Below are 23834 nucleotides of genomic sequence, written 5' to 3' on the forward strand. Positions count from 1 at the left end.
TGATGTAAGGAAGGGTCCCCTGCTAACGCCTCGTGCATAGCAGGGGACCCCTCCTAACATCCGTCAGCGGTTCAGGTGTCGCCGCCAGTCGCGGGGGACCCGGTCGGTGGGGCCGGGTACGCCCTGGTCGAGGGGGCGGTGTGCGGGGGCGGCGAGTTCCGGACCCTGCTCGTACATCGTCTGCTGGGTGTAGTCCCAGAACCACTCCTCGCCCGGCTCGTAGCTGCGGACGAAGCTGTGGCCGGTGGCGGCGGCGTGGGCGCTCGCGTGCTGGCTGGGCGACGAGTCGCAGCAGCCGACCTGCCCGCACCGGGCGCAGCGCCGCAGGTGGACCCACCAGCCCGGCGGGTCGGCGGCCTCGCAGTCGGCACATCCGGGGCCGCTGGGTGGGACCGAGGGGTCGATGCCGTCCATGGGTCTCCTCCGTGAGAAGTGGGTGGTCACCGCCGGGTGCGGCGGGTCAGGTCCGGCTCGTGGCCAGGTGTGGGACGTCGCGCAGGCTGAGCGCGACGGGCGGCGGCAGGGGACCGTCGCAGGCAAAGGACGTCAACAGGTACGCGACGAGCCGTCGGGAGGCGGCCAGCGCCGCGTCGGCGGAGTCGGCGACGATACCGCCGTTGGCCATCAGCAGCAGGACGAGGTCGTCCTCGCTGAAGTCGGGGCGCAGCCGCCCGGCCGCCTTGGCCCGTCGGACCAGTTCGCCGAACCCCCGGAGGCCGCGTTCGCGTTCCCGGTCGAGGTCGATGGCATGGGGCAGCGACGCGACGACGGCCGCGCTGAAACCCCGGTCGACAGCCTGCATGGCGCACACCTTCTCGACCAGCGTGCAGAAGCCGCGCCACGGGTCGGGGTCGGCCAGGGCCTCGTCGACCACCGACACGCAGGCCGCGAACTGGTCGGCGAAGACCTCGGCGACCAGCGACGCCTTGGTGGGGAACCGGCGGTAGAGCGTCGCGACGCCGACCCCGGCGCGGCGGGCGATCGCGGCCATCGGCACGTCGAGCCCGCGTTCGGCGAACAGTGCGCCGGCGACCTCGACGATCCGGTCGCGGTTCTGTCGCGCGTCGGCGCGCAGCCCGTCCACATCCGGCATCCGAGAGGCGGTCCCACTCATCCTTCTCACTTTAGCGTAAGCGGATGGTGCCCTCCGCTTAACCTGTTACGTTGGCGGGCACCGAGATCCCTGGAGGTGTGGTGCGCTACCGGATTTCCCTGCCCGCCGGAGCCGTCGCGCGGGTGAACGCCTGTGCCCTGACCCTGCGCTCCTCGCGCCGATGGGGTCGCCTGGTCAGTCGGTATCTGACCGTCGTCACCTACACCGGACGCCGCTCGGGACGCACCTTCAGCACCCCGGTGGGATACCGGCGTACCGGCGACACGGTGACGATCCCGGTGGGCCTCGCCGACGCCAAGAAGTGGTGGCGCAACTTCCTCGGCGAGGGCGGCCCGATCACGCTGCACCTGGACGGCGTGGACCGCACCGGCCACGCGGTCGCCCGACGCGACGGGAAGGGCCGGGTCACCGTCACCGTCCGCCTGGACGCCTGATCCCGACCGACCCCGAACGATCCCGGCGGACCTCGACCCGCGTCTCCCCGGCGACCGGGGATGTTAGGAGGGGTCCCCTGCTATACACGAGGCGTTAGCAGGGGACCCCTCCTTACACGCGGGTGAGGAAGGTGGCGAGGCCGTCCAGGACGCGGGTGACGTCGCTGTCGTCGTTGTACGGGGCCAGGCCGAGCCGGAGCGCGTGCTCGTCGTCCAGGCCGAGGCGACGGAACGGCTCGTACGCGTAGAAGGAACCCGCCGGGGCCAGGACGTCGTGGTCGAGCAGGAACCGGTAGGCGTCGCGGGTCTTGCGGCCGGGCAGGGTGAGCAGCAGCGTCGGGGTGCGGTCGGCGGCCCGGGAGTGGACGACCACGTCGGGCCCCAGGTCCGCCAGTCCCTCCTCGATCCGCTGCCGCAGGCGGGTCTCGTGCGCGTCGACGGCGTGCAGCGAGGCACGCAGCCGCTCCCGCCGGGACGTGTGCGTCGGGTCGTCGCCGGGGGCGATGTCGGCGAGGAAGTCGACGGCGGCGGTGGCGCCGTCCAGCATCTCGTACGGCAGGGTGCCGAGTTCGAAGCGCTCGGGCACCACGTCGGTGGCCGGGATCAGCTTGTCCGGTCGCAGCGTCTCCAGCAGGCCCGGGTCGGCGGCGAGCACCCCGCAGTGCGGTCCGAGGAACTTGTACGGCGAGCAGACGTAGAAGTCGGCGCCGAGCGCCGGCACGTCGACGAACTGGTGTGCCGCGTGGTGCACGCCGTCGACGAAGAGCAGTGCGCCGACCGCGTGCGCGGCGTCGGCGATCGCCCGGACGTCGGGTCGGGTGCCGAGCAGGTTCGACGCGCCGGTGACGGCCACCAGCCGGGTCCGCTCGGTGACGGCGGCGGCCACCGAGGCCGGGTCGAGCTCGGCGGTGGTCGGGTCGAGGTCGATCCAGCGCACCTGCGCACCGGCCCGTTCGGCGGCCAGCACCCACGGCCGGACGTTGGCGTCGTGGTCGAGCCGGGTCACCACCACCTCGTCACCGGGACCCCAGTCGCGGGCCAGGGTCCGGGAGAAGTCGAAGGTCAACTGGGTGGCGCTGCGGCCGTGCACGATCCCGGCGGCGGGTACGCCCAGCAGGTCGGCGTAGGCGAGCCGGAACGCGCCGACGGCGGCGTCCGCGTTGGTCTCCGAGACCGCGCCGGTGCCCCGGTTGGAGATCGGCGCGGTCATGGTGGCGGCGACCGCGTCGGCGACCGGCCGGGGTGTCTGCGTGCCACCCGGGCCGTCGAAGTGTGCGATGCCCGAGGCCAGCGAGGGGAAGTGGGCGCGGAGCGCGGCGACGTCGAACCCGGTCGGTCCGGCGGATGCGGTGGAGGTCATCTCGGTCTCCTGGCGGTCGAGCGGGTGGTCCGGCACCGGCGAGGGGCGCGACGCCTGCAACATAGTGCAGGCCGGTGCGCCGGTCACACGGTGTCGGCCCGTCGGTCGGTGCGCGTAGTCACGGGCGGCGGGGGCGGCGATGGCCGATTCGGCGGTCTAGGCTGACGCCCGGAAGACGACATTGGTCCGAATGAGACTGAGGGTGCGAACGTGGTGGACGGCACGGCGGTGAACGGCGGCGAACAGGACAGGCCCACTCTGGACACCGGAGTGCCGCAGACCGCGCGGATCTGGAACTACCTGCTCGGCGGCAAGGACAACTTCGCCGCCGATCGCGAGGTCGGCGACCAGATCATCGCCAACCTGCCGCAACTCGCGCAGAACGCCCGGCTGTCCCGGGCGTACCTGGCCCGGGCGGTGCGCCACCTGGCCGGTACGGCGGGCGTCCGGCAGTTCCTGGATGTGGGCACCGGCCTGCCCACCGCCGACAACACCCACGAGGTGGCGCAGTCCGTCGCCCCGGACGCGCGCATCGTGTACGTCGACAACGACCCGCTCGTGCTGGCACACGCCCGCGCCCTGCTGGTCGGTACGCCCGAGGGTGCCACCGACTACGTGGACGCGGACCTGCGCGACCCGGACCGGATCCTGCGCGAGGCGGCCCGGACGCTGGACCTGGACCAGCCGGTCGCCGTGATGCTGATGGGCATCCTGGGGCACGTCGAGTCCGACGAGGAGGCGAAGTCGATCATCGACGGCCTGCTCGGTCGGCTGCCCTCCGGCAGCTACCTCGCGATGTACGACGGCAGCGACACCAGCGAGGCGGTCACCGAGGCGGTCCGGATCTGGAACCTCTCCGCCAACCCCCGGTACCACCTGCGCAGCCCGGAACGGATCGCCGGACTGTTCGAGGGACTGGAACTCGTCGAGCCGGGCGTGGTCTCGGTGACCCGCTGGCGTCCCGACGGCGACCCGGCCGAGCTGCCCGAGGAGATCGACCAGTACTGCGCGGTCGGTCGTAAGCCCTGACCGGGTCAGCGGCAGTAATCAGTCGTCCGGCATCTAGCTGGCAGGCCATCTCGTTGGTACTGTCGCCCGATGCCGACGGATTTCGAAGCTGAGGGCGTCGACCGCACCCGTCTGGGCCGGCTGCTCGCGCGGGAGCGGTCCACGTTCGTGGACCGCCACCCCCGCTCGGCCGCCGCGTACGCCGACGCCCGGCACCTGTTCGGCAAGGTCCCGATGACCTGGATGAACAAGAACGCGGCCGGCTTCCCGGTCTATCTGGACCGGGCGCGCGGGGCCCGGGTCACCGACGTCGACGGCAACGAGTACGTGGACTTCTGTCTCGGGGACACCGGGGCGATGGCCGGACACTCTCCGGCACCGGTGGTCGAGGCGGTCACCCGACGCCTCGCCGACCTCGGTGGGGCGGCCACCATGCTGCCCACCGAGGAGGCGGCGGCGGTCGGTGCCGAGCTGACCCGCCGCTTCGGGCTGCCCGCCTGGAGTTTCACGTTGACCGCCACCGACGCCAACCGGTGGGCCATCCGGCTGCTGCGCGCCGTCACCGGCCGCCCACGCATCCTGGTCAACAGCTACTGCTACCACGGATCGGTGGACGAGTCGCTGATCGTGGTCGGGCCGGACGGGCGGCCCACCAGCCGGGCGGGCAACGTCGGCGCTCCCTGCGACGTGACCGCCACCAGCCGGGTCGCCGAGTTCAACGACCTGGACGGGCTGGCCCGCGAACTCGCCCACGGTGACGTGGCCGCGGTGCTGATGGAGCCGGCGCTGACCAACATCGGCATCGTGCTGCCCGAGCCCGGCTACCTCGACGGCGTTCGCGCGCTCACCCGGCAGCACGGGACCTACCTGGTCAACGACGAGACGCACACGTTCTCCGCCGGGCCGGGCGGCGCGACGGCCGCCTGGGACCTGGCGCCGGACGTGGTCACCATCGGCAAGGCCATCGGCGGCGGCATCCCGGTCGGCGCGTACGGCCTCTCCGCCGAACTGGCCGCCGCGCTGACCGGCCGGACCGACCTCGACCTGGTCGACATGGGCGGGGTGGGCGGCACCCTGGCCGGTAACCCGGTGTCGATCGCGGCCACCCTGGCCACCCTGCGTGAGGTGCTCACCGACGAGGCGTTCGCCGGCATGGCCGAGGTGGCGACCGGCTTCGCCGATGGGGTGGGCGCGCTGTTCGCCGAGTACGCGGTGCCGTGGTCGGTGAGTCGGCTCGGCGCGCGGGTGGAGTACCGATTCGTCGACCCGGCTCCGCGTACCGGCACCGAGTCGGCCCGGTGCGCCGATGCCGACCTGGAGGACTACCTGCACGTCTACCTGCTCAACCGGGGGATCCTGATGACCCCGTTCCACAACATGGCGCTGATGTGTCCGCAGACCACGGTCGAGGACGTACGCCGACACCACGAGGTCTTCGGCGACGCGCTGGGCGAGCTGGTGGGGTGACCGATCGGATGGGAACAGTCGAAACCTATTGACTATCGATAGTTAGCGAGTGATAGTCGATACATGCTGGTGACACGTTGGGCGGTGGCCGCCCTCAGAGTCTTCCTCGTGGTGCTGTTCGGGATCCTGGTCGTGTTCCAGACCCTCTCGCTGCCGGGGCAGTTCGCCCACATGGCGCAGGAGTCACCGGAACAGGCGTACCTGCGGTGGCCGTTGACCGCGGTCACGGTCTTCTGGGTGCTCTGCGTCCAGGTGGTGGTCGTCGCCACCTGGAAGTTGCTCACCCTGGTCAAGAATGACCGAATCTTCAGCCCGGCCTCGCTGGTCTGGGTGGACGTGATCGTGTGGGCCGTCGCCGCCGCCTGGGTGGTGCTGGTGGCCGTGTTCCTCTACGTAGGATTCAGGGCCGACGACCCCGGAGTCCCGTTCCTGCTGCTCCTGCTCTCGACCGGCGTCGCCGTGCTGGGGCTGCTGATGGTGGTGCTGCGCGCGCTGCTGCGACAGGCCACCACGCTGCGGACCGACATGGAAGCGGTGATCTGATGCCCATCGTGGTACGCATCGACGTCCAACTCGCCAAGCGCAAGATGAGCGTCGGTGAGTTCGCCGATCGGGTCGGGCTCACACCGGCGAACGTGGCGGTGCTCAAGAACGGCCGGGCCAAGGCCGTCCGGTTCAGCACCCTGGAGGCCATGTGCCGGGTGCTCGAATGTCAGCCCGGTGACCTGCTCGAATGGGTCGAGGAGTGAGCCTGGCGGAGCCCGACCGGATGGTCGGGCCCCGCAGGGTGTCGCGGTCAGGAGTGCCGAGCGCGGGGCTGGAGGTCAGTAGCCGTAGCGGCTCTTGAGGTGCCGCCACCAGTCCCGGAACATCCAGGCGTCGAACTCGGTGATCGAGCTGGCGCTGCCGGCCCGCATCAGGAACCCGCCGACTCCGCTGGGCGTCCAGTCGTAGAAGTCGTCGAGGCCGAAGGTGTGGCCTATCTCGTGCAGCAGGATGTGCATGTTCTCGGCGTTGAGGTTGTTCATGTAGTACTCGCGACCCATGCGTTGACCCCAGTCGCCGCCGGCACCGCCGCCGAACCCGTCGGTCAGCCAGAGCGACTGGTCGTAGTGGCGGGCCACCCCGCCGGGGCAGTTCGGGTACTGACCGCCCTGGTTGAAGAAGCGACCGCACTCGGGGGCGCACTGCGGGGCGTTCTCGCGGATGTTGTTGACGTAGACGTCGACGCTGGTGTCGGTCCACTGGAGCTGGCTGCGGTTGCGGACAGCCCAGCCGACCACCCTGATCGGCACCTGCTGGTACGGCCAGGCGTTGTGCCCGACCATCACGTCCATCCACTTCTTGTACTGCCGGGCGAGGGTGGCGTGGATCTGGTCGCGCTGGGCGGCGGTGACGGTGGCGCTGGAGTCCCACCGGACGCAGAAGTTGAGGTAGCCACGGTTGGCCATCACCTGGTCCCAGCCGTAGTTGCGGAACCCGTACAGGTTGCCGTTGTTGTAGGTCTGCTCCACGTGCTGCCACACCTGGTTGAGCGGGTTGACCAGGTGCGCGGGCGGGTTCCAGCCGCTGGTCGGCGGCGGCGTGGTCGGGCTCGGTGCCGGGGTCGTCGGGGCCGGCGTGGTCGGTGCCGGGGTGCCGGGCGCACCGGTGCAGGTGACGCCGTTGAGCGCGAACGTGGTCGGCGCCGGGTTGCTGCCGTTCCACGAGCCGTTGAAGCCGAACGAGGTGGCGGCTCCGGTGCCCAGGGCGCTGTTGTGGGCGACGTTGGTCGCGCTGACCCGGCTGCCGCTCTGTGTCACGGTGGCGTTCCACGCCTGGGTGACGCTCTGCCCGGCGCCGTACGTCCAGGTCACGGTCCAGCCGTTGAGCGGGTCGCCGAGGTTGGTGACGGTCACCTCGGCCCCGAACCCGCCGGACCACTGGTTGGTCACCCGGTAGTCGACCCGGCAGCCCGGGGCGGCGGCCTGTGCGCCGGTCACCGCCAGGGTGGCCCCGCCGGTGAAGGCCAGTGTGGCGACGACCGCCACGCCGAGCCGTAGTCCTGTTCGGGGTGATCTCATGGGTGGTCCTCCCGGTGTCGGAAACGCCGTCGGTGGACACACCGACGGTGATAGATTGGCGTCGATGTAAACTAAATGGTGGCAGGTGGGCGGGTTGGCCGAGTGGCCAAGTGTTCGCAAACCCTGCCGTATTCGACGCTCGGGTCTTGCCGAAAAGGTTTTCGTAGGCGAGGCTGGCCCACTTGCCTCCAGTGCGGGCCTCCCGGCGAGCCGTCGGCACCGAAATCCAATGATCTCCAGGGTCGGTTTTCACCAGAGATCTCCTGAGAGGGATTGCCGAAACGGTTTTCGAGGTTCATTGTCGGAGATCAGACCACCGGGGTCTTCCGAGCGTGCTCCGACCATCGGTCCCGGCGGCACGGGCGACGCATCGGGGACCTCTGGGCGAGGAGAGCAGACGATGATCGAGAAGAGCGGCGGGGCACGGGCACGCGCGGCGAACCGCGGGGCCGGCACCGGACGGTCCACCGGTCGATCGATCATGCGTGACGTCGCGGCTCGGGCGGGGGTGTCCTCCCAGACGGTCTCGCGGGTCCTCAACGGTCACCCGTACGTCGCCGACGACACCCGCCAGCGGGTGCTGGCGGCGATGCGGGAGCTGGACTACCAACGCAACCCGGCGGCCCGCGCCCTGGTCACCCGGCGCTCCGGCACGCTCGGGATCATCGGGTACGAGAGCCCGCTCTACGGGCCGACCTCGATGCTCTACGCCATCGAGGGCGCGGCCCGCTCCGCCGGCTACTTCGTCAGCGTCGCCAGCGTGCGGCACCTGGACCGGCGGTCGGTGCTCGACGCGGCGGACTGGCTGCGCCGGCAGTCGGTCGAGGGGCTCATCGCCATCGCGCCCAAGCCCGCCATGGCCGGCGCGCTGGCCGAGGCGGCGGGCGAACTGGCGGCGGTGACGGTGGGTGGCGGGTGCAGCGACGAGATCGCCAGCGCGCAGATCGACAACGTGGCGGGCGCCCGGCTCGCCACCCGGCACCTGCTCGACCTCGGGCACACCACCGTGCACCACGTGTCCGGCCCGGACGACTGGCCGGAGGCGGAGGAGCGGATCCGTGGGTGGCGGGAGGCCCTGCGGGCCGCGGGTGCGCCGGTGCCCGCCGTCCTCCCCGGGGACTGGAGCGCCAGCACCGGCTACCAGCAGGGGGAGCGGTTGGCCGCCGACCCCGACGTCACCGCCGTCTTCTGCGCCAGCGACCAACTCGCCCTCGGCGTGCTGCGAGCGCTGCACGAGGCGGGTCGGCGGGTGCCGGAGGACGTCAGCGTGGTCGGCTTCGACGGCACGCCGGACGGTGCGCACTTCCTGCCGCCGCTGACGTCGGTGCGGCAGGACTTCGCCGAACTCGGCCGGCGCAGCCTGGGACTGCTGCTGGCGCAACTCGACCCGGCGGAGCAGACGCCGGTGCGACGGCGCGACCTGCTGGTGCCGGAGTTGATCAGCCGGCGCAGCGCGGCGACCCCGTGCGGTACCGGTCGACCGCTGCGCGCGCTGCGACCGGCCAGCCTGATCGGTTAGCCCCGGTGGGCGTCCGCCGCAGGCCGGCTGCGGACGTCGGCACCGCGTCTGGAGTCCCCGTCGACCTCCTCGATCGGCAGCGCCTACTGCGCCCCGGTGCGCGGTTCAGCGGTGCACCGCCGGTCCGGTCGACTCGCGGACGACCAGGCGGCCGGGTTGCCGGATCACGCCGCTGCCGGGGTTGCCGTCGAGGGCGGCGTAGAGGTGCTTGACCGCGGTCGCGCCGAGCCGCTCCAGGTTGAGGTCCACGGTGGTCAGCGGTGGTCGGCAGTCGGCGGCGAAGAACTCCCAGTTGTCGTAGCCGACGATCGCCACGTCGTCCGGGATGCGCCGGCCGAGGTCACGCAGTGTGTCGGCGACCCCGGCGGCCAACTGGTCGTTGCCGCAGAAGATCGCGTCCACGTCCGGGCGGGCGGCCAGCAGCAGGCGGGCGGCGTGCCGGCCCCACCGTTGGGACCACTCGCCGAACAGCGGGTCCCCGGCGGGGTCGAGGCCCGCCTCGGTGAGCACCGTCCGCAGCCCGGCCGCCCGGTCCCGCGCCGAGCGGTAGCTGTCCGGGCCGGTGATGTGCCCGATCCGCCGTCGTCCGTGCAGCACCAGGTGCTCGGCGGCGAGTCGGGCGCCGCCCTCGTCGTCGGCGATCACCGACAGGTCCCGGGGGTCGGTCGACTCGGCGTAGGCGTAGACCACCGGGACCGGGATGTCCTGCGTCAGCGAGGGTCCCACCTCGTTGCTGTCGCCGACCACGATGAACCCGTCGACCTGCCGCGCCAGCAGCGTACGGATGTAGTGCTGGCGCCGGATGGCGTCGCCCCGGGCGTCGCAGAGCAGCACCGACATCTGCTCGTTGCCGAGGGCGTTCTCGGCACCGAGCAGGATGGACATGGCGAACCTGCCGCCCAACTCGTCGGTGAGCAGGCCCACGGTGCGGGTGCGGCCGTTGATCAGCCCGGAGGCCAGCGCGTTGGGCTGGAAGGAGAGTTCGCCGGCCGCGCGCAGCACGCGTTCCCGGGTGGCCTGGGCCACCTCGGCGCGTCCGTTGAGTGCCTTGGACGCGGTCGCGACCGAGACGCCGGCCCGGCTGGCCACGTCACTCAGCGTCACTGACTGTGATCGTCGTCGACCCACCGAAAGCCTTTCGCAAGAGTTTCAGGACGGCCGGCAGGTGGTCGCCGCCCCCGTATCCGGGGCAAGCGTAGAGCGCAGAGTGCATGCAGGGGAAGGTGAAGCCCACACCGAAACAGGTTCAGGTTTTACCCGTCCGACATCTTGCCGAAACCGTTTTCGTGGGACACGCTAGCGGCGGAAAGTGATACCGACCACCTCGGCGGCGGTGCGGCTTGCCGTGCCGGTTCCGTCGAACCCGGCGGGAGGCGACACCGATGAGGACGGACGAGGCATCGCCCACGAAGACGGTGCGGGCCGCGTCGTCGTCACCGGTGCAACGGGCCCGCGCGACGCAGCGGTGTGACGGTGCCGTCTCGGGCCGTCCACACGACACCTCGGTTCGGCGGAACCCCGTCGGCGATCTGTTGTCCACACCCTGACCCTGCCCGGCCGGCCACCCGCCGGCCGTACCTGATCATCCGGCTTCGCCGATCACGTCCACGGGGGGCGCCACGGCCGACGGCCGGTGCGGCGGCTCCGGTCCCACCCGAAAAGAGCGGAACCCCGCTACCCGGCTCACGGGAACCGCCACGCGGCTCCCCGGCGAGCATCGATGCAGACTAGGAGAGGAATCATGAGGAAAACCCTGGGCAGGCGTACTGCCCTGCGTTCGCTGGCCGGAGCCATGGCGGCGACGATGGTCCTCGCCGTGGCGGCCTGCGGCAGCGACGAGCCGAGCGGCCCGAGCGCGGCCGAGGCCGGCCCCACCGGCGTCGACGACGGCAGCGAGCTGACCCTGTGGACCCGCGCGCCACTGGAGAAGCAGGCGAAGCTGCTGGTGGACGCGTACAACGCCAAGCACCAGAACCAGGTCAAGCTCACCGTCGTACCCAACGACGACTACGTCGCCAAGGTCGGCGCGGCGGCCGGCTCCGGCGGCCTGCCGGACCTTTTCGCCGCCGACATCGTCTACGTGCCGAACTGGGTCAGCCAGGGCCTGTTCCAGGACCTCAGCTCCAACATCGACGGTCTGGACTTCAAGGACCAGATCAACAAGGGGCACCTCTCGGCGGGCACCGTCGACAACAAGGCCCACGTCCTGCCGTTCGTGCTGGACCTGTCGATGATGTTCTGGAACAAGCAGTTGTTCCGGGACGCCGGGCTCGACCCGGAGAAGGCGCCCGCGTCGCTCGCCGAGTACGCCGCCGCCGCCAAGGCGGTGCAGGCCTCGGGCAAGGACGGCGTCTACGGTACGGCCGCCGGCCTGAACTGCGGCGGATGTCTGGTCTTCACCTGGTTCCCGTCCATCTGGGCCGACGGCGGCCAGGTGCTCAGCGAGGACGGCACCGAGTCCAAGCTGGCCGACGAGACCGCGCAGAAGGTCTTCAGCACCTGGCAGGACCTGTGGCGTTCCGGTGCCGTGCTGCCCGCCTCGGCGGGGGAGACCGGTCCGACCTGGACCGCCGCCTTCACCGAGGGCAAGGTCGGCCTGATGTTCTACCCGGCGACGCTGCTCTCCTCGACGCCGTTCGACGTCGGTGTCGCCGGCATCCCCGGCCCCAACGGCGGCGCCTCCACCTTCGTCGGTGGCGACGGCATCGGCATCTCGAAGGACTCCAAGAAGGCGGCCCAGGCGTGGAACTTCCTGAGCTGGATGATGTCCGAGGAGGCCCAGGTCGAGGTGCTGGCCAAGAACAAGGACGTGGTCTCCCGCGCCGACCTGGCCAACAACAAGTACGCCGCCGAGGACCCACGCCTGGTGACCATCAACGAGGTGGCCGGCCAGGGTGACACCCCGGTCGCGCTCAACTTCCAGCAGGCGTTCAACGCGCCGAACAGCCCGTGGCTGACCCTCGTCCGCAACCAGGTGCTCAACGGGAACGGCGACCTGCAGAAGGACAACGGCGAAGTCAGCGCCGTCCTGAAGCAGTAGGTACCCGGCGTGGGCGTGTGCCGCCCGAGGAGTCCCTACCGGTCGGCACACGCCCACGTCGCGCCCACGGTCCGCCTGTCAGCGAAGGAAACGAGAGGTTCCCATGAGCGTCACCGCTCCGTCTCGCCCGCCCAGTGCGGCGACACGGCGCCGCGCCCGTCCCCGAGGTCGTCAGGCACTGCTCGGCTGGCTCTATGCGACGCCGACCGCGGTCTTCGTGGCACTGCTGTTCGCCGTGCCGCTGCTGCTGGTCGTCAAGATGTCGCTGTCGCGGTGGCCGCTGCTCACCGGTGACCAGGGGTTCAACGCGCCCGACAACTTCGTGAAGGCGGTCGAGCACCGGTTCTTCACCGACTCGGTGGTGTTCACCCTCAAGTACACCGCGCTCGCGACCGTGCTGCTGCTGGCGCTCGGCCTGGGGCTGGCCCTGCTGGTGCAGGAGTCGAGCCGGTGGAACAACCTGCTGCGGGCCTCGTTCCTGATCCCCAGCGCGCTCGGCCTGGCCTCGGCGTCGCTGCTGTTCTATGTGATCTACTCGCCGTACGCGAGCCCGCTGGCCCCGCTGATGGATCGCCTGGGCATCACCTTCCTCGGCTCCCCGAACGCGGCGCTGTTCTCGACGACCTTCCTGATCGTCTGGCGGTACGCCGGCTTCTACATGGTGCTCATGCTGGTCGGCCTGCAAGGAATTCCGGCCGACGTGTACGAGGCGGCGCGTACCGACGGGGCGACCCGCTGGCAGACCTTCCGCAAGGTCACGCTGCCGCTGCTGCGCCCCACGCTGGCGCTGACGACCGTGCTCTGCGTGACCGGCTCCCTGCTCGCCTTCGAGCAGTTCTACATCCTGACCAAGGGCGGCCCGGACAACAGCACGATCACCGTCGTGCAGCTCATCTACATGGTGGCGTTCCAGGGCCAGAACGACCTCGGGGTGGCGGCGGCCATCTCCGTCATCGTGCTGGTCGCCCTGATCCTGATCAACGCGTTGCAGATGCGCGCCTTCCGGTCCGAGGAGAACTGATCCGATGACCGTCGACTCCCGCACCCCTCCGACCGTCGCCGACGGGACACCGCCGTCCGCGCCGGAGCCGTCGAGGCCGAAGAAGCCGACCGGGACCACCATCGCCGGGATCGCGCTGCGTACGCCGTACTGGGTGTTCACCGGTTCGGTCGCACTGATCTTCCTGGCGCCGCTGGCCTGGACCGCGGTCGCCTCCATCTCCCCGCAACCGGGCACCAACCAGGTGGACGGCTGGGGCATCGGCAACTACCAGACGTTGGCCGCCTACCAGGCCGGCGTCTGGCGGTACCTCGGCAACTCGGCGTTCGTCTCGCTGCTCACCGTCGCGCTGACGCTGCTGATCTCCTTCCTCGGCGGGTACGCCTTCGCGCGGTTCCGCTTCCCGGGCAAGAACATCCTGTTCCTGCTCACCCTGGCCATCCTGATGGTCCCGTACGCGACGCTGCTGATCCCGCTCTATGTGCTGCTCAACCAGGTGGGGTTGCAGAACTCCCTGGTCGGTGTCGCGCTCGTGCTGACCATGTTCCAGTTGCCGTTCTCCACCTTCCTGATGCGCATCTCGTTCGAGGCGGTGCCCCGCGAACTCGACGAGGCCGCGATGGTCGACGGGTGCTCGTCGTTCAGCGCGCTGTGGCGGGTGCTGCTGCCCGCCGTGAAACCCGGTCTGATCACCGTCGGTCTCTTCGGTTTCCTCGCCGCGTGGAACGACTTCATGGCCCCGCTGATCCTGATCAACGACACCGAGAAGATGACGCTGCCGCTGGCCGTGTCCAACCTGCGCGGCCAGGTCCAGGGTGTCGTCGACTACGGGGCGACCGAAGCGGGCGTCGTCGTACTCGCCCTGCCGTGCATCGTCTTGTTCCTCCTGCTGCAACGACACTACGTGCGCGGCTTCATGTCCGGCGCGCTGAAAGGATGACCATGAGCGGCAACGCACATCCGGCCGCACCCGTCCTGCCGGTCCGGGGTCGCCTGCGCCCCCTCGACCTGCGGGAAGTCCGGATCGCGGGCGGATTCTGGGCCGAGCGCCAGTCGGTCAACGGCGGCGTGACCCTCGACCACATCGCGTACTGGCTCGAACGGGAGGGCTGGGTCCGCAACTTCGACCTGGCGGTGGACGGCGACCTTTCCGGCGAGCGGCGCGGACGCGAGTTCTCCGACTCGGAGATCTACAAGTTCCTGGAAGCGATGGCGTGGGAGATCGGCCGGACCGCCGACCCCGATCTCGAATCACGGTTCCGCGCCCTGGTGCGGCGGGTCGGCGCGGCGCAGGAGCCGGACGGTTACCTGAACACCAAGTTCGGCCGTCCCGGACAGGAACCGCGCTGGTCGGATTTGGAATGGGGGCACGAGCTCTACTGCATCGGCCACCTCGTCCAGGCCGCCGTGGCCCGGGCCCGGACCCGGCCGGGTGCCGACGACGGCCTGCTCCAGATCGCCTGCCGGGCCGCCGACCACGTCTGCGAGACGTTCGGCGCGGACGGCATCGACAGCGTCTGCGGCCACCCGGTGATCGAGACCGCCCTGGTGGAACTGGCCCGCACCACCGGCCAGGACCGCTACCTGACCCAGGCCGCGCTCTTCGTCGACCGGCGCGGACACGGCCGGCTCGCCGACATCGAGTTCGGTCGGGAGTACTTCCAGGACGAGACCCCGATCCGGCAGGCCACCGTCCTGCGCGGGCACGCGGTGCGGGCGAACTACCTGGCCGCCGGTGCCGTCGACGTCGCGGTCGAGCTGAAGGACGCCAGCCTGCTGGACGCGGTACGCGGCCAGTGGCACCACACGGTCACCCGCCGCACCTACGTCACCGGTGGGCAGGGCTCCCGACACCAGGACGAGGCGTTCGGCGAGGACTGGATGCTGCCGCCGGACCGGGCGTACTCGGAGACCTGCGCGGGCATCGGCTCGGTGATGCTGGCCTGGCGGCTGCTGCTCGCCGACGGCGAGTCCCGCTACGCCGACCTCATCGAGCGGACCCTGTTCAACGTGGTGTCGACCTCGCCGTCGACCGACGGGCGCAGCTTCTTCTACACCAACACGCTGCACCGCCGGGAACTCGGCACGGTGCCCGACGCCGACCGGCCCAGCCTGCGCGCGGCGGCCTCGCTGCGGGCGCCGTGGTTCGAGGTCTCCTGCTGCCCGACCAACGTGGCCCGCACCGTGGCCAGCCTCGGCGCGTACGCCGCCACCTGTGACGACGAGGGCCTGCAACTGCACCAGTACCTGCCCGGAACGGTGGCGCACCGTCTCCCCGACGGGCGGGAACGGTGCCTCGTGATCAGCACCGACTACCCGCACGACGGCGAGATCCGGGTACGCGTCGACAGCGACGACGACCGCCCGTGGTCGCTGTCGCTGCGGGTGCCGGACTGGGCCGTCGAGGGCGCCACCGTCACCGTGGCCGGAGCCACCCGGCCGGTCGCCCCCGGCATGCTCACCGAGCAGCGCACCTGGCGGCGCGGCGACGAGGTCGTCCTGGCCCTGCCGATGGCGCCCCGGTTCACCCATCCGGACAGCCGCATCGACGCGGTGCGGGGCTGTGTCGCGGTGGAGCGCGGTCCGCTGGTGTTCGCGCTGGAGTCGGTGGACGTGCCGGAGGTGGCGACCGTCGACGAGCTGCGCGTCGACACCAGCCAACCGCCCCGGCTGATCGACGGCCGGGTGGTGGTGCGGTGCCGCCGGGTGCGCCCGCACGACCACGAATGGCCCTACCGGGCCGACGTCGCCGAGTCGTCGCCCGCGCCGGCCGAGGTGTTCGACGAGGTGACGCTGGTGCCGTACCACGCCTGGGCCAACCGTGGCCCCTCGACCATGCGGGTCTGGATCCCCGTCGACGGTGCCCTGCCGGAGCAGGGCCGGGGGCGGAGCTGATGTTAACGCTCACACCGATACTTCCGGCCCGCGCCGGCAGCACCACCAGGAGCCGCTCGAATCACCACCTAGGTGCGACGTGGGGGACCGCCTCACCCGCCCACCCGCGCCGATATCAAGGAGGAAGAAGATGATCCGCAGACGCGTGCGGAGGGTGCCCCTCTGGGGTGCCCTTGCCGCGCTCGTGGTGTCGGGGACGGTCGCCGTATCGTCCCCGGCCCACGCGGCCGGCCCCGTCCTGCCCGGCAACGAGGGCGACGTCGGGGTCCACACCAATGGTCAGAACCACGTCATGGACATCGGCGACCCGGTCTACAGCAACGTCGGCAACGTCGCCGACCAGCTCCGGCCGGGCGTACCGTTCACCGCCGGCAGCATGCACCAGTCCATCTTCGACGCCGACCTCGCCGCCGGCGGCACGGACTACTACCTCGACCGCATCCTCGGAGTGAGCGGCACCCTCGGGTCAGCGGTGCTGATGACCCGAGGGCGCACCCTCTACATGCGGGGCGCGACCAACAACAACTTCACCGTGATGGGCTTCGCCGGCAACACGTTCGTCGGTGGCCCCAACAACCTCGGCAACCTCTACACCGTCACGGTGCCCGGCCAGACCGTGTCCGAGGTGAACGCCAACCGGTTCAACGCACCCAGCCACGCCAAGAGCCGCTACACCATCGGCTCCACCGGGGTCAGCGCCGACCTGACCAAGTTCGTCACCTACGACAACGTGGCGGTCACCGCCATCGAGTTCACCAACCCCGGGGACTCGCCGGCCACCTTCACCGTCCGGGCCGCGTCGCCGCTGGCCACCCAGGCGGCGGGCGACGGCGCGCTCACCGGCACCCGCACCATCACCAGCGGCTCGAACAACGGGCTCGTGGACACGCCGTGGGACGTCGTCCGGATGGACCTCACCGGCTCGGGCTTCACGCGTACCGGCAGCAACCTGGACCGGGAGATCACCGTCCCGGCCGGTGGCTCGCTGTCGCTGTCGGTGGTCGGCGCGGTCTCCTCGGCCACGCTGCCCGACACGGTGGAGAGCTACCAGGAGTACGCCGACCTGTCGCCGGCCACGGCCGTGCGGACCGGCATCACCGCCTTCCACCGCCGCTGGGCCCAGGACGTGCCGTACATCAACGTCCCGGACGCGGCGATGGAGAAGGCCATCGTGTACCGCTGGTGGGGCGAGCGCTACAACTCGCTCGACGCCAACGCGTCCGGCCACGTCTACCAGTACCCCACGACGATCGAGGGGGTGAACCTCTATCAGAACTCGGTCGCGCTGACCCAGCCGATGCACCTACAGGACACCAAGTGGCTGCGCACGCCCTACCTGGGCTACGGCCAGATCCTCAACATCGGCGAGCTCTCCGGCTCGTCGGCCTTCCTGGACAGCCCGGGGCACACGAGCTGGAACAACCACTACTCGCAGTACCTCGGCACGGCCGGGCTCGAGGCGTACAACGTGCACGGCGGTGGCAAGCAGGTCGCCCGCAAGTTCGCCCAGTACTTCGAGGGTGACGGCGTCGGCCAGTTGGAGCACTACGACGGCAACGACGACAAGCTGATCGCGTACGACACCAACTACATGCCGGGCAACGACGCCGACGCGATCACGTTCGGCTTCCCGAAGGTGAACGCCGGAGCACCGGGCGCGCGGACGATCGAGCGGCCGGAGTCGGCGTACGTGTGGGGCGCCTTCGACGCGGCCCGCCAGCTTTACCAGATCTCCGACGCCGACCAGGCCAAGATCGACGCGATGGGGACCAGCGCCGACGAGATCCGGGACGCGATCCTGACCCGGCTGTGGAGCCCGGACCTGCGGATGTTCCTGGCCGGCACGTCGCACGGCGCGAGCAGCGCGGCGACCGCGAACGGGCGGGCCAACCCGCTGCCCGCCTCGGCCCGGAACCTGATCCCGGCCAAGGAGACGAACCTCTACGACATCTACGCCGAGAACCTGATCCCGACCGACCAGTGGGAGAAGTACGTCGACGGGTTCCGGTTCCTGACCTACGGCGACAACTTCCCGATCTTCCCGTTCTACACCGCCAACCAGTACGACCGGTCGGTGTACGGGATCGGCGGCTCGAACAACTTCTCGAACATCAACTTCACCGTGCAGTACCGCGGTGTGCGGTCGGCGCTGCGCCACTACGACCCGGAGCAGAAGTACATCACCCCGGAGTACGCCAAGCGGCTGCTGGACTGGATGGCGTGGAGCATCTACCCGAACGCGGACATGCGGGTCGCGAACCAGGCCGAGTACTACTCCAACTGGAACCCGACGACGCGCTCCTACAACCGCAACAACCAGAACCACATCATGCTCGGCAACATGAACTACATCTTCATCGAGGACATGGGCGGCATCCAGCCGCGTTCCGATGACAAGATCGAGTTGTGGCCGATCCAGTTCGGCTACGAGCACTTCATGGTCAACAACCTGCGGTACCACGGTCAGGACGTCACCATCGTCTGGGACCCGGACGGCAGCAAGTACGGCCTGGGCGCCGGTTACAGCCTCTTCCTCAACGGCGAGAAGAAGGTCACCACCGACAAGCTCGGCAAGGTCACCTACGACCCGAACACCAACCAGGCGCAGGCCGAGGACGGTGTGACCGTCACCTTCACCGCCACCACCGGGGCCGACTTCCCGAGCGCGGTGGACACCCCGATCTCCGACGACCGCGTCGTCAGCTACCTCAAGACGGCCGGCATCGACCTGACCGAGGAGGCGCCGAACCTGGCGCAGGGCGCCCAGCTCAGCTCCTCGTACACCCAGCAGGGTGTGCGGCCCACGCCGTGGCGGCAGTTCCACACGCCCGGCTGGAGCACCACCTCGATGAACTACACGCCCGGCGCCATCTCGGAGACCGAGCGTCCGGTGTCGCTGGCGGCCGTCACCGACGGGATCACCGCCAACGAGCCGTACTGGGGCAACTACGGCACCACCGAGCGCAACGGCTACATCGAGCTGGACCTGGGCTCGGCCAAGAGCCTCGACAACGTCAAGGTCTTCTTCGTCAGTGACCGGCAGGCCGGTGGCTACCGCGAGCCGGCGCGCTGGTGGGTGCAGGTGCCCGACGGCAACGGCGGCTGGAAGGAGGTGCCGGACCAGTTCAAGAACCCGGTCGTACCGTCGGCCAAGTTCAACGAGGCGCTGTTCGACACCGTCACCACCGACAAGCTCCGGGTCACCTTCACCAACAGCCCGACCCACTTCACCGCGATCAGCGAGATCCAGGTGTTCGAGTCCGGGCGGGACGTGCCGGACGTGACCAACCAGGCGCCGGTGGTCACCGCCACCCGGGACGGCTCGGCGGACGGCAACCTGTCCACCCGGCTCGTCGCCACGGCCGCCGACGACGGCATCCCGTACGACAGCGACCTGACCTTCGGCTGGGAGACCGTCTCCACGCCGCAGGGCGCCGGCGTCATCTTCGCCGACGCGCGGGCGCTGACCACCCGGGTCACCGGCACCGTCGCCGGTGACTACGTGTTCCGGTTCTGGGCCGACGACGGCGAGAAGCGGTCGACGGCGAACGTGTCGGTCACGCTCGCCGAGCGCGAGGTCACCGCGGAGTTCGGCGCCTCGGCCACGATCAGCACCAGCGGCACGGCGTCGTGGGAGAACCACTCGCGGGTCAACGAGCCCACCACCCCGAACAACTCCAACCCGGGTGCCGGCAGTGGCTGGGGCAACTGGGGCCAGCCGCAGAACGGCACCAGCACCGCCCGGGAGGCGTGGATCCAGTACCGGTGGAGCGCGCCGGTGCGACTCTCCTCGACCGACATCTACTGGTACGACGACAACGGCGGCACCCGTCGCCCCAACGCCGGCACGTACGCCATCGAGACCTCGACGAACGGCACCACCTGGACTCCGGTGACGCTGGCCGAGGGCACCACGTACGCCGGTGGGCTGGCGACCAACCGGTTCAACAGCTTCGAGTTCGAGCCGGTCAGCACCAGCTACCTGCGCATCCGCATCTGGGGCGTGCAGGGCAGCGGCGCCGGAACCGGTGTGCTGCGCTGGCGGGCCAACGGCGAGACGGTCGACTCGGTGCGCTCGCCGGTGCTCATCCGCACCGGTGTCGGTGACGTGCCGACGCTGCCGAGCACGCTGGACGCCGTCTACGCCAGCGGCGAGCGCGGCCAGGTCGCGTTCAACTGGCAGGAGATCACGCCCGAGCAGGTCGCCGAGCCGAACGTCGACCCGTTCGTGGTCTACGGCACGAACGACGCGTACGGGCTGATCGCCGAGGCGCGGATCTACGTACGGCCGGAGATGTCCACCGGCGGTATCTCGATCCAGGGCGCCGAGACCTTCGAACAGTCCGTCGAGGTCGGCGAGCTGCCGTTCCTGCCGGACAAGGTGGAGGTCTCCTACAACGACGGTTCGCGGGACAACCAGGCCATCGGTGTCGACTGGGACTTCGACGAGAACATCGTCAACACCCCCGGCCGCTACACCATCATCGGTGACCTGATCCTGCCCCCGTACGTCAGCCAGGCCGGGGCCACCCGGACCACGCTGACCCTCACCGTGGGCGACCCGCCCCAGACTCCGGTCTGGGACGTCGAGGTGCAGGCCAGCACGCGCTGCACCGGTAGCAACGTCTACGTCTCCGTCAACGCCCGCAACGCCGAGGACGTGCCGCTGCGCATCGAGCTGGTCACGCCGTACGGCTCGCGGACGGTCGCCGAGGTGGCACCCGGGAAGTCCGCCTTCCAGGCGTTCAACACCCGCGCCAAGTCGGTGCAGGCCGGGACCGCGACGGTGAAGGCCACCGGAACCGTCGACGGTGAGCCGGTGACCGTCGAGTTCGAGGCGCCGTTCGGCGCTCTCACCTGCGGCTGACCCCCTCGTGGTGGCGGCGCCCGGCCTGGGCGCCGCCACCACCCCCGCGCACGAGTGAGGAGATCGACACCGTGAACACCACCGTGGGACGCGGCGCGGCCCCACCGTCCACCCGGCCGTCGCGCCGATGGCGCCGGGCGATCGCCGTGGCCGCGTCCGTCGGGCTCGTCGCCACCGGCCTGGCCGGCGTCGCCGGTCCGGCGTACGCCGCCGAACCCCAGTCGTACACCTTCACCAACACGGTCAACCCGATCCTCGGCGACGGCAGCTACTACTCCGCCGACCCGGCCCCGATGGTCGTCCGCGCCGGTGCCCCCGGCAACGACACCGACGCCGACCAGCTCTACGTCTACACCGGCCACGACCAGGCCGGACCGTCCACCAACGACTTCATCATGAACGAGTGGGGCGCCTTCCGGACCACCGACGTCGAGGCGGGGGAGTGGACCCACTACCCGTCGCTGATGCGCCCGGAGACCGCCTTCGCCTGGGCCACCCCCGGCCGCGCGTACGCCGGCCAGGTGATCCAGGGCGTCGACGGACGCTACTACTGGTACGTCCCGATCCACGAACGCAACAGCACCGCCTCGGACCGGTTCGCGATCGGGGTGGCCGTGTCGGAGAGCCCGACCGGCCCGTGGACCGACCACGCGGGGGGCCCGATCATCTCCCAACGGGTGCCCACACCGAACACCATCCACAACATCGACCCGACGATCCTGGTCGACGGCGAGGCCCCCAACCAGCGCGTCTACATCTGGTGGGGCTCCTTCAGCCAACTGCGGATGCTCGAACTCCAGCAGGACATGAAGACCCCGATCGGCGCCCCGCGCACCGTCACCGGCCTGACCGGATTCTTCGAGGGTGCCTGGGCCTTCAAGCGCAACGGCACCTACTACATGGCGTACGCCGGCAACAACGCCGGCCCGACCTCGCAGTGCACCCCGGCCAACTACCACGCCTGCCTCGCCTACGGCACGGCCGCGTCGCCGGAGGGACCGTGGACCTACCGGGGGACCTTCCTGCGTCCGGTCTCCTCGACCACGAGCCATCCGGGCGTCCTGGAGTTCAACGGCACGTGGTACCTGGCATACCACACCGCCGACGCGGTCGGCGGCGGTCACTTCCGGCGCTCGGTGGCGATCGACCCGGTCGAGTGGGACGACTCGCTGACCCCGCCCCGGATGAAGCTCGTCACGCCCACCCCGGCCAAGGGACGTGACCTCACCCCCCGGCCGAACATCGCCCAGGAGGCCCGGGTCACCGTCTCCAACGAGCCGGTACCGGTGCAGTACTGGGTGAAGGCGCTCAACGACGAGATCGTCCGGTCGAACCCGTTGCCGCCGGACATGTGGGGCACCTGGACCGGCAACAACCCGCCGCAGCAGTGGGTGCAGTACACCTGGGACCAGCCGATGCGGATCTCCGGTTCGCAGATCGACTTCTGGAACGACCAGCCCCAGGGCACCGGCGTCGGTGTCGCCGCGCCGGCCCGCTGGCGCATGCAGTACTGGAACCTGGACACCGGGCAGTGGGCCGACGTGCCCAACCCGAGCGGATTCCCGACCGCGACGCAGGGCTTCCAGAACACCACCTTCGACCCGGTGACGACCACGCAGGTGCGCGCCGTGTTCGACGCGTCGACCAACGGCAGCACGTACTCCGGGGTGGCGGTCGAGGAGTGGAAGGTCCTCGCCGCGCAGCCGGAGTCGGTCACCGCCCCGGCGATGACCGTGGAGGTCGGCGAGACCGACCTGCCGGACACGCTGCCGGTGTCGTTCGGCGCGCAGACGCTGCGGGTGCCGGTCTACTGGGACGAGGTGCGGCCCGCGGACGTCGCCGAGCCCCGGACGTTCACCATCGGCGGGACCGTGCTCGGCTACGCCGCCGACCGGGTCTCCGCGCAGGTCACCGTCATCTCGCCGGACGACACCGAGGGAGACGTGACGCCGCCGACGGTGACGCTCACGCCCAGCGGCAGCGCCGGCAGTGACGGCTGGTTCCGGTCCACGGTGCGGGTGCGGGCCGCCGGTGTCGACGACCGGGGTGGCCGGATGGCCATCTCCGCGCGGGTCGGATCGGGCACGCCGGTCGAGGCCACCGACGTACGGTCGGTCGACGTCACCGTCACCGGGGACGGCCGGCACACCGTCACCGCGACCGCCACCGACCGGGCCGGCAACGTCTCCGAACCGGCCTCCCTGGAGGTACGCGTCGACGCCACGGCCCCGGTCAGCACCGCCACGGTGAACAGCACCACGCGGGCGGTCACGCTCGCCGCGACCGACGCCACCTCCGGCGTCGCCCGGATCGAGTACACCCTCGGCACCGGCGCCTGGACCACGTACGACGGCGTGATCCCGGCACCCGACGCGAACCGGCGCACGGTGTCGTACCGGGCGATCGACGTGGCGGGCAACCTGGAGACCGCCAAGACGGTCGTCATCCCGGCCGACCTGTCGGGGCCGCTCACCGGCAACATCGGGCCGATCGGCACCCCGACCGCCTCGTTCACGGCGGGCTGGAACAGCGTCACCGCGCTCAACGACGGTGCCGACCCGACCAACCCGAGCCAGGCGCAGATCTGGGGGACCTGGTCGGGCAGCCGCCCGGCCACCCAGTGGATCCAGTACGACTGGAGCCGCCCGGTCCGGATCACCGGCACCGAGCTGAAGTTCTGGCGGGACTCCAACCAGGGCACCGGAGACGGTGTCGCCCAGCCCGACGGGTGGGTGGTGCAGTACTGGGACGCCACCGCCTCGGCCTGGCGTGACGTGACCGGCGCCTCGCCGTACGGCACCAGCACCACCGCGTTCAACACCGTCTCCTTCGACCCGGTGACCACGTCGAGGCTGCGGGCCACCATCCGGGCCAACGGCAACGGCACCACCTACTCGGCGGTCGCCGTCACCGAGTGGCGGGTGTTCGCCGACGACCCGGGCGTCCGGCCCGAGGTGCCGGTGACGGTCACCGTGCAGGCGCGGTGTGTGGCCGGGAAGGCGTTCGTGGCGGTGCAGGCGCGTAATGATCACGACGGTCCGGTGGACGTGGTGTTGGAGAGTGCGTA

At 70.5% G+C, this 23834-nt stretch carries 17 protein-coding genes; 12 read left to right on the forward strand and 5 right to left on the reverse strand.

Going from position 1 to position 23834, the window contains the following annotated elements:
• Positions 1 to 63: 63 nt before the first annotated feature.
• Both ACWDVW_RS31295 and ACWDVW_RS31300 read right to left on the reverse strand, forming a co-directional pair.
• Positions 64 to 414: a UBP-type zinc finger domain-containing protein gene (locus tag ACWDVW_RS31295; protein WP_449956214.1), complete on the reverse strand. Its 351-nt coding sequence runs from the start codon at positions 412 to 414 to the stop codon at positions 64 to 66.
• Positions 415 to 460: 46 nt separating this feature from the next.
• The gene (locus ACWDVW_RS31300; protein ID WP_449956216.1) at positions 461 to 1114 is read right to left on the reverse strand and encodes a TetR/AcrR family transcriptional regulator; all 654 of its coding nucleotides are present in this window, start codon (positions 1112 to 1114) and stop codon (positions 461 to 463) included.
• Between the two features lie 50 nt (positions 1115 to 1164).
• On the opposite strand from ACWDVW_RS31300, the gene ACWDVW_RS31305 reads away from it, so the two are divergent.
• Positions 1165 to 1548 carry a hypothetical protein gene (locus ACWDVW_RS31305; protein ID WP_449956219.1) on the forward strand — a complete coding sequence of 128 codons (384 nt, stop codon included), beginning with the start codon at positions 1165 to 1167 and terminating at the stop codon, positions 1546 to 1548.
• A gap of 112 nt (positions 1549 to 1660) precedes the next feature.
• Here the strand turns inward: ACWDVW_RS31305 and ACWDVW_RS31310 are convergent, their stop codons facing one another.
• On the reverse strand, positions 1661 to 2908 hold the full coding sequence (locus tag ACWDVW_RS31310; RefSeq protein ID WP_449956222.1) for a cysteine desulfurase-like protein: 1248 nt from the start codon (positions 2906 to 2908) through the stop codon (positions 1661 to 1663).
• A gap of 210 nt (positions 2909 to 3118) precedes the next feature.
• On the opposite strand from ACWDVW_RS31310, the gene ACWDVW_RS31315 reads away from it, so the two are divergent.
• From ACWDVW_RS31315 to ACWDVW_RS31330, 4 genes are all read left to right on the forward strand, one after another.
• The gene (locus ACWDVW_RS31315; protein ID WP_449956225.1) at positions 3119 to 3937 is read left to right on the forward strand and encodes an SAM-dependent methyltransferase; all 819 of its coding nucleotides are present in this window, start codon (positions 3119 to 3121) and stop codon (positions 3935 to 3937) included.
• A gap of 69 nt (positions 3938 to 4006) precedes the next feature.
• Positions 4007 to 5383, forward strand: coding sequence for a transaminase (locus ACWDVW_RS31320; protein WP_449956228.1), 1377 nt, complete (start codon positions 4007 to 4009; stop codon positions 5381 to 5383).
• Positions 5384 to 5446: 63 nt separating this feature from the next.
• The gene (locus tag ACWDVW_RS31325) at positions 5447 to 5926 is read left to right on the forward strand and encodes a DUF2975 domain-containing protein (RefSeq protein ID WP_396752426.1); all 480 of its coding nucleotides are present in this window, start codon (positions 5447 to 5449) and stop codon (positions 5924 to 5926) included.
• A complete protein-coding gene (locus tag ACWDVW_RS31330) occupies positions 5926 to 6132 on the forward strand; it encodes a helix-turn-helix domain-containing protein (RefSeq protein ID WP_350695398.1) in 207 nt (68 codons plus the stop codon). Before ACWDVW_RS31325 ends, ACWDVW_RS31330 begins: the two co-directional genes overlap by 1 nt.
• Before the next feature lie 75 nt (positions 6133 to 6207).
• On the opposite strand, the gene ACWDVW_RS31335 is transcribed toward ACWDVW_RS31330, so the two are convergent.
• Positions 6208 to 7446, reverse strand: a complete 1239-nt coding sequence (locus ACWDVW_RS31335) for a cellulose binding domain-containing protein (RefSeq protein WP_449956232.1) — start codon at positions 7444 to 7446, stop codon at positions 6208 to 6210.
• Between the two features lie 400 nt (positions 7447 to 7846).
• Between ACWDVW_RS31335 and ACWDVW_RS31340 the strand changes: the two genes are divergently transcribed.
• Positions 7847 to 8965, forward strand: a complete 1119-nt coding sequence (locus ACWDVW_RS31340; protein ID WP_449956234.1) for a LacI family DNA-binding transcriptional regulator — start codon at positions 7847 to 7849, stop codon at positions 8963 to 8965.
• 105 nt (positions 8966 to 9070) lie between these two features.
• Here ACWDVW_RS31340 and ACWDVW_RS31345 read toward each other — a convergent pair whose 3' ends face one another.
• On the reverse strand, positions 9071 to 10093 hold the full coding sequence (locus tag ACWDVW_RS31345; protein ID WP_350695394.1) for a LacI family DNA-binding transcriptional regulator: 1023 nt from the start codon (positions 10091 to 10093) through the stop codon (positions 9071 to 9073).
• Between the two features lie 613 nt (positions 10094 to 10706).
• On the opposite strand from ACWDVW_RS31345, the gene ACWDVW_RS31350 reads away from it, so the two are divergent.
• From ACWDVW_RS31350 to ACWDVW_RS31375, 6 genes are all read left to right on the forward strand, one after another.
• The gene (locus ACWDVW_RS31350) at positions 10707 to 12005 is read left to right on the forward strand and encodes an ABC transporter substrate-binding protein (protein ID WP_449956237.1); all 1299 of its coding nucleotides are present in this window, start codon (positions 10707 to 10709) and stop codon (positions 12003 to 12005) included.
• Between the two features lie 103 nt (positions 12006 to 12108).
• Positions 12109 to 13026: a carbohydrate ABC transporter permease gene (locus tag ACWDVW_RS31355; protein ID WP_449956240.1), complete on the forward strand. Its 918-nt coding sequence runs from the start codon at positions 12109 to 12111 to the stop codon at positions 13024 to 13026.
• A gap of 4 nt (positions 13027 to 13030) precedes the next feature.
• A complete protein-coding gene (locus ACWDVW_RS31360) occupies positions 13031 to 13945 on the forward strand; it encodes a carbohydrate ABC transporter permease (protein WP_350695389.1) in 915 nt (304 codons plus the stop codon).
• 2 nt (positions 13946 to 13947) lie between these two features.
• Positions 13948 to 15900 (forward strand): glycoside hydrolase family 127 protein, encoded by a 1953-nt coding sequence (locus ACWDVW_RS31365; protein WP_449956244.1) that lies wholly within the window; start codon positions 13948 to 13950, stop codon positions 15898 to 15900.
• Positions 15901 to 16030: 130 nt separating this feature from the next.
• Positions 16031 to 20767, forward strand: coding sequence for a galactose-binding domain-containing protein (locus ACWDVW_RS31370; protein WP_449956247.1), 4737 nt, complete (start codon positions 16031 to 16033; stop codon positions 20765 to 20767).
• A 71-nt stretch (positions 20768 to 20838) separates the two neighbouring features.
• A partial coding sequence (locus ACWDVW_RS31375) for a family 43 glycosylhydrolase (RefSeq protein WP_449956250.1) occupies positions 20839 to 23834 on the forward strand: 2996 nt, incomplete at its 3' end.

This window comes from Micromonospora sp. NPDC003241, from assembly GCF_053589795.1.

Bases quoted from the DNA above. Each gene is read 5' to 3' on its own strand.
- ACWDVW_RS31295 (WP_449956214.1), bottom strand. From the start codon at position 414: ATGGACGGCATCGACCCCTCGGTCCCACCCAGCGGCCCCGGATGTGCC.
- ACWDVW_RS31300 (WP_449956216.1), bottom strand. From the start codon at position 1,114: ATGAGTGGGACCGCCTCTCGGATGCCGGATGTGGACGGGCTGCGCGCC.
- ACWDVW_RS31310 (WP_449956222.1), bottom strand. From the start codon at position 2,908: ATGACCTCCACCGCATCCGCCGGACCGACCGGGTTCGACGTCGCCGCG.
- ACWDVW_RS31320 (WP_449956228.1), top strand. From the start codon at position 4,007: ATGCCGACGGATTTCGAAGCTGAGGGCGTCGACCGCACCCGTCTGGGC.
- ACWDVW_RS31325 (WP_396752426.1), top strand. From the start codon at position 5,447: ATGCTGGTGACACGTTGGGCGGTGGCCGCCCTCAGAGTCTTCCTCGTG.
- ACWDVW_RS31330 (WP_350695398.1), top strand. From the start codon at position 5,926: ATGCCCATCGTGGTACGCATCGACGTCCAACTCGCCAAGCGCAAGATG.
- ACWDVW_RS31335 (WP_449956232.1), bottom strand. From the start codon at position 7,446: ATGAGATCACCCCGAACAGGACTACGGCTCGGCGTGGCGGTCGTCGCC.
- ACWDVW_RS31340 (WP_449956234.1), top strand. From the start codon at position 7,847: ATGATCGAGAAGAGCGGCGGGGCACGGGCACGCGCGGCGAACCGCGGG.
- ACWDVW_RS31350 (WP_449956237.1), top strand. From the start codon at position 10,707: ATGAGGAAAACCCTGGGCAGGCGTACTGCCCTGCGTTCGCTGGCCGGA.
- ACWDVW_RS31355 (WP_449956240.1), top strand. From the start codon at position 12,109: ATGAGCGTCACCGCTCCGTCTCGCCCGCCCAGTGCGGCGACACGGCGC.
- ACWDVW_RS31360 (WP_350695389.1), top strand. From the start codon at position 13,031: ATGACCGTCGACTCCCGCACCCCTCCGACCGTCGCCGACGGGACACCG.
- ACWDVW_RS31365 (WP_449956244.1), top strand. From the start codon at position 13,948: ATGAGCGGCAACGCACATCCGGCCGCACCCGTCCTGCCGGTCCGGGGT.
- ACWDVW_RS31370 (WP_449956247.1), top strand. From the start codon at position 16,031: ATGATCCGCAGACGCGTGCGGAGGGTGCCCCTCTGGGGTGCCCTTGCC.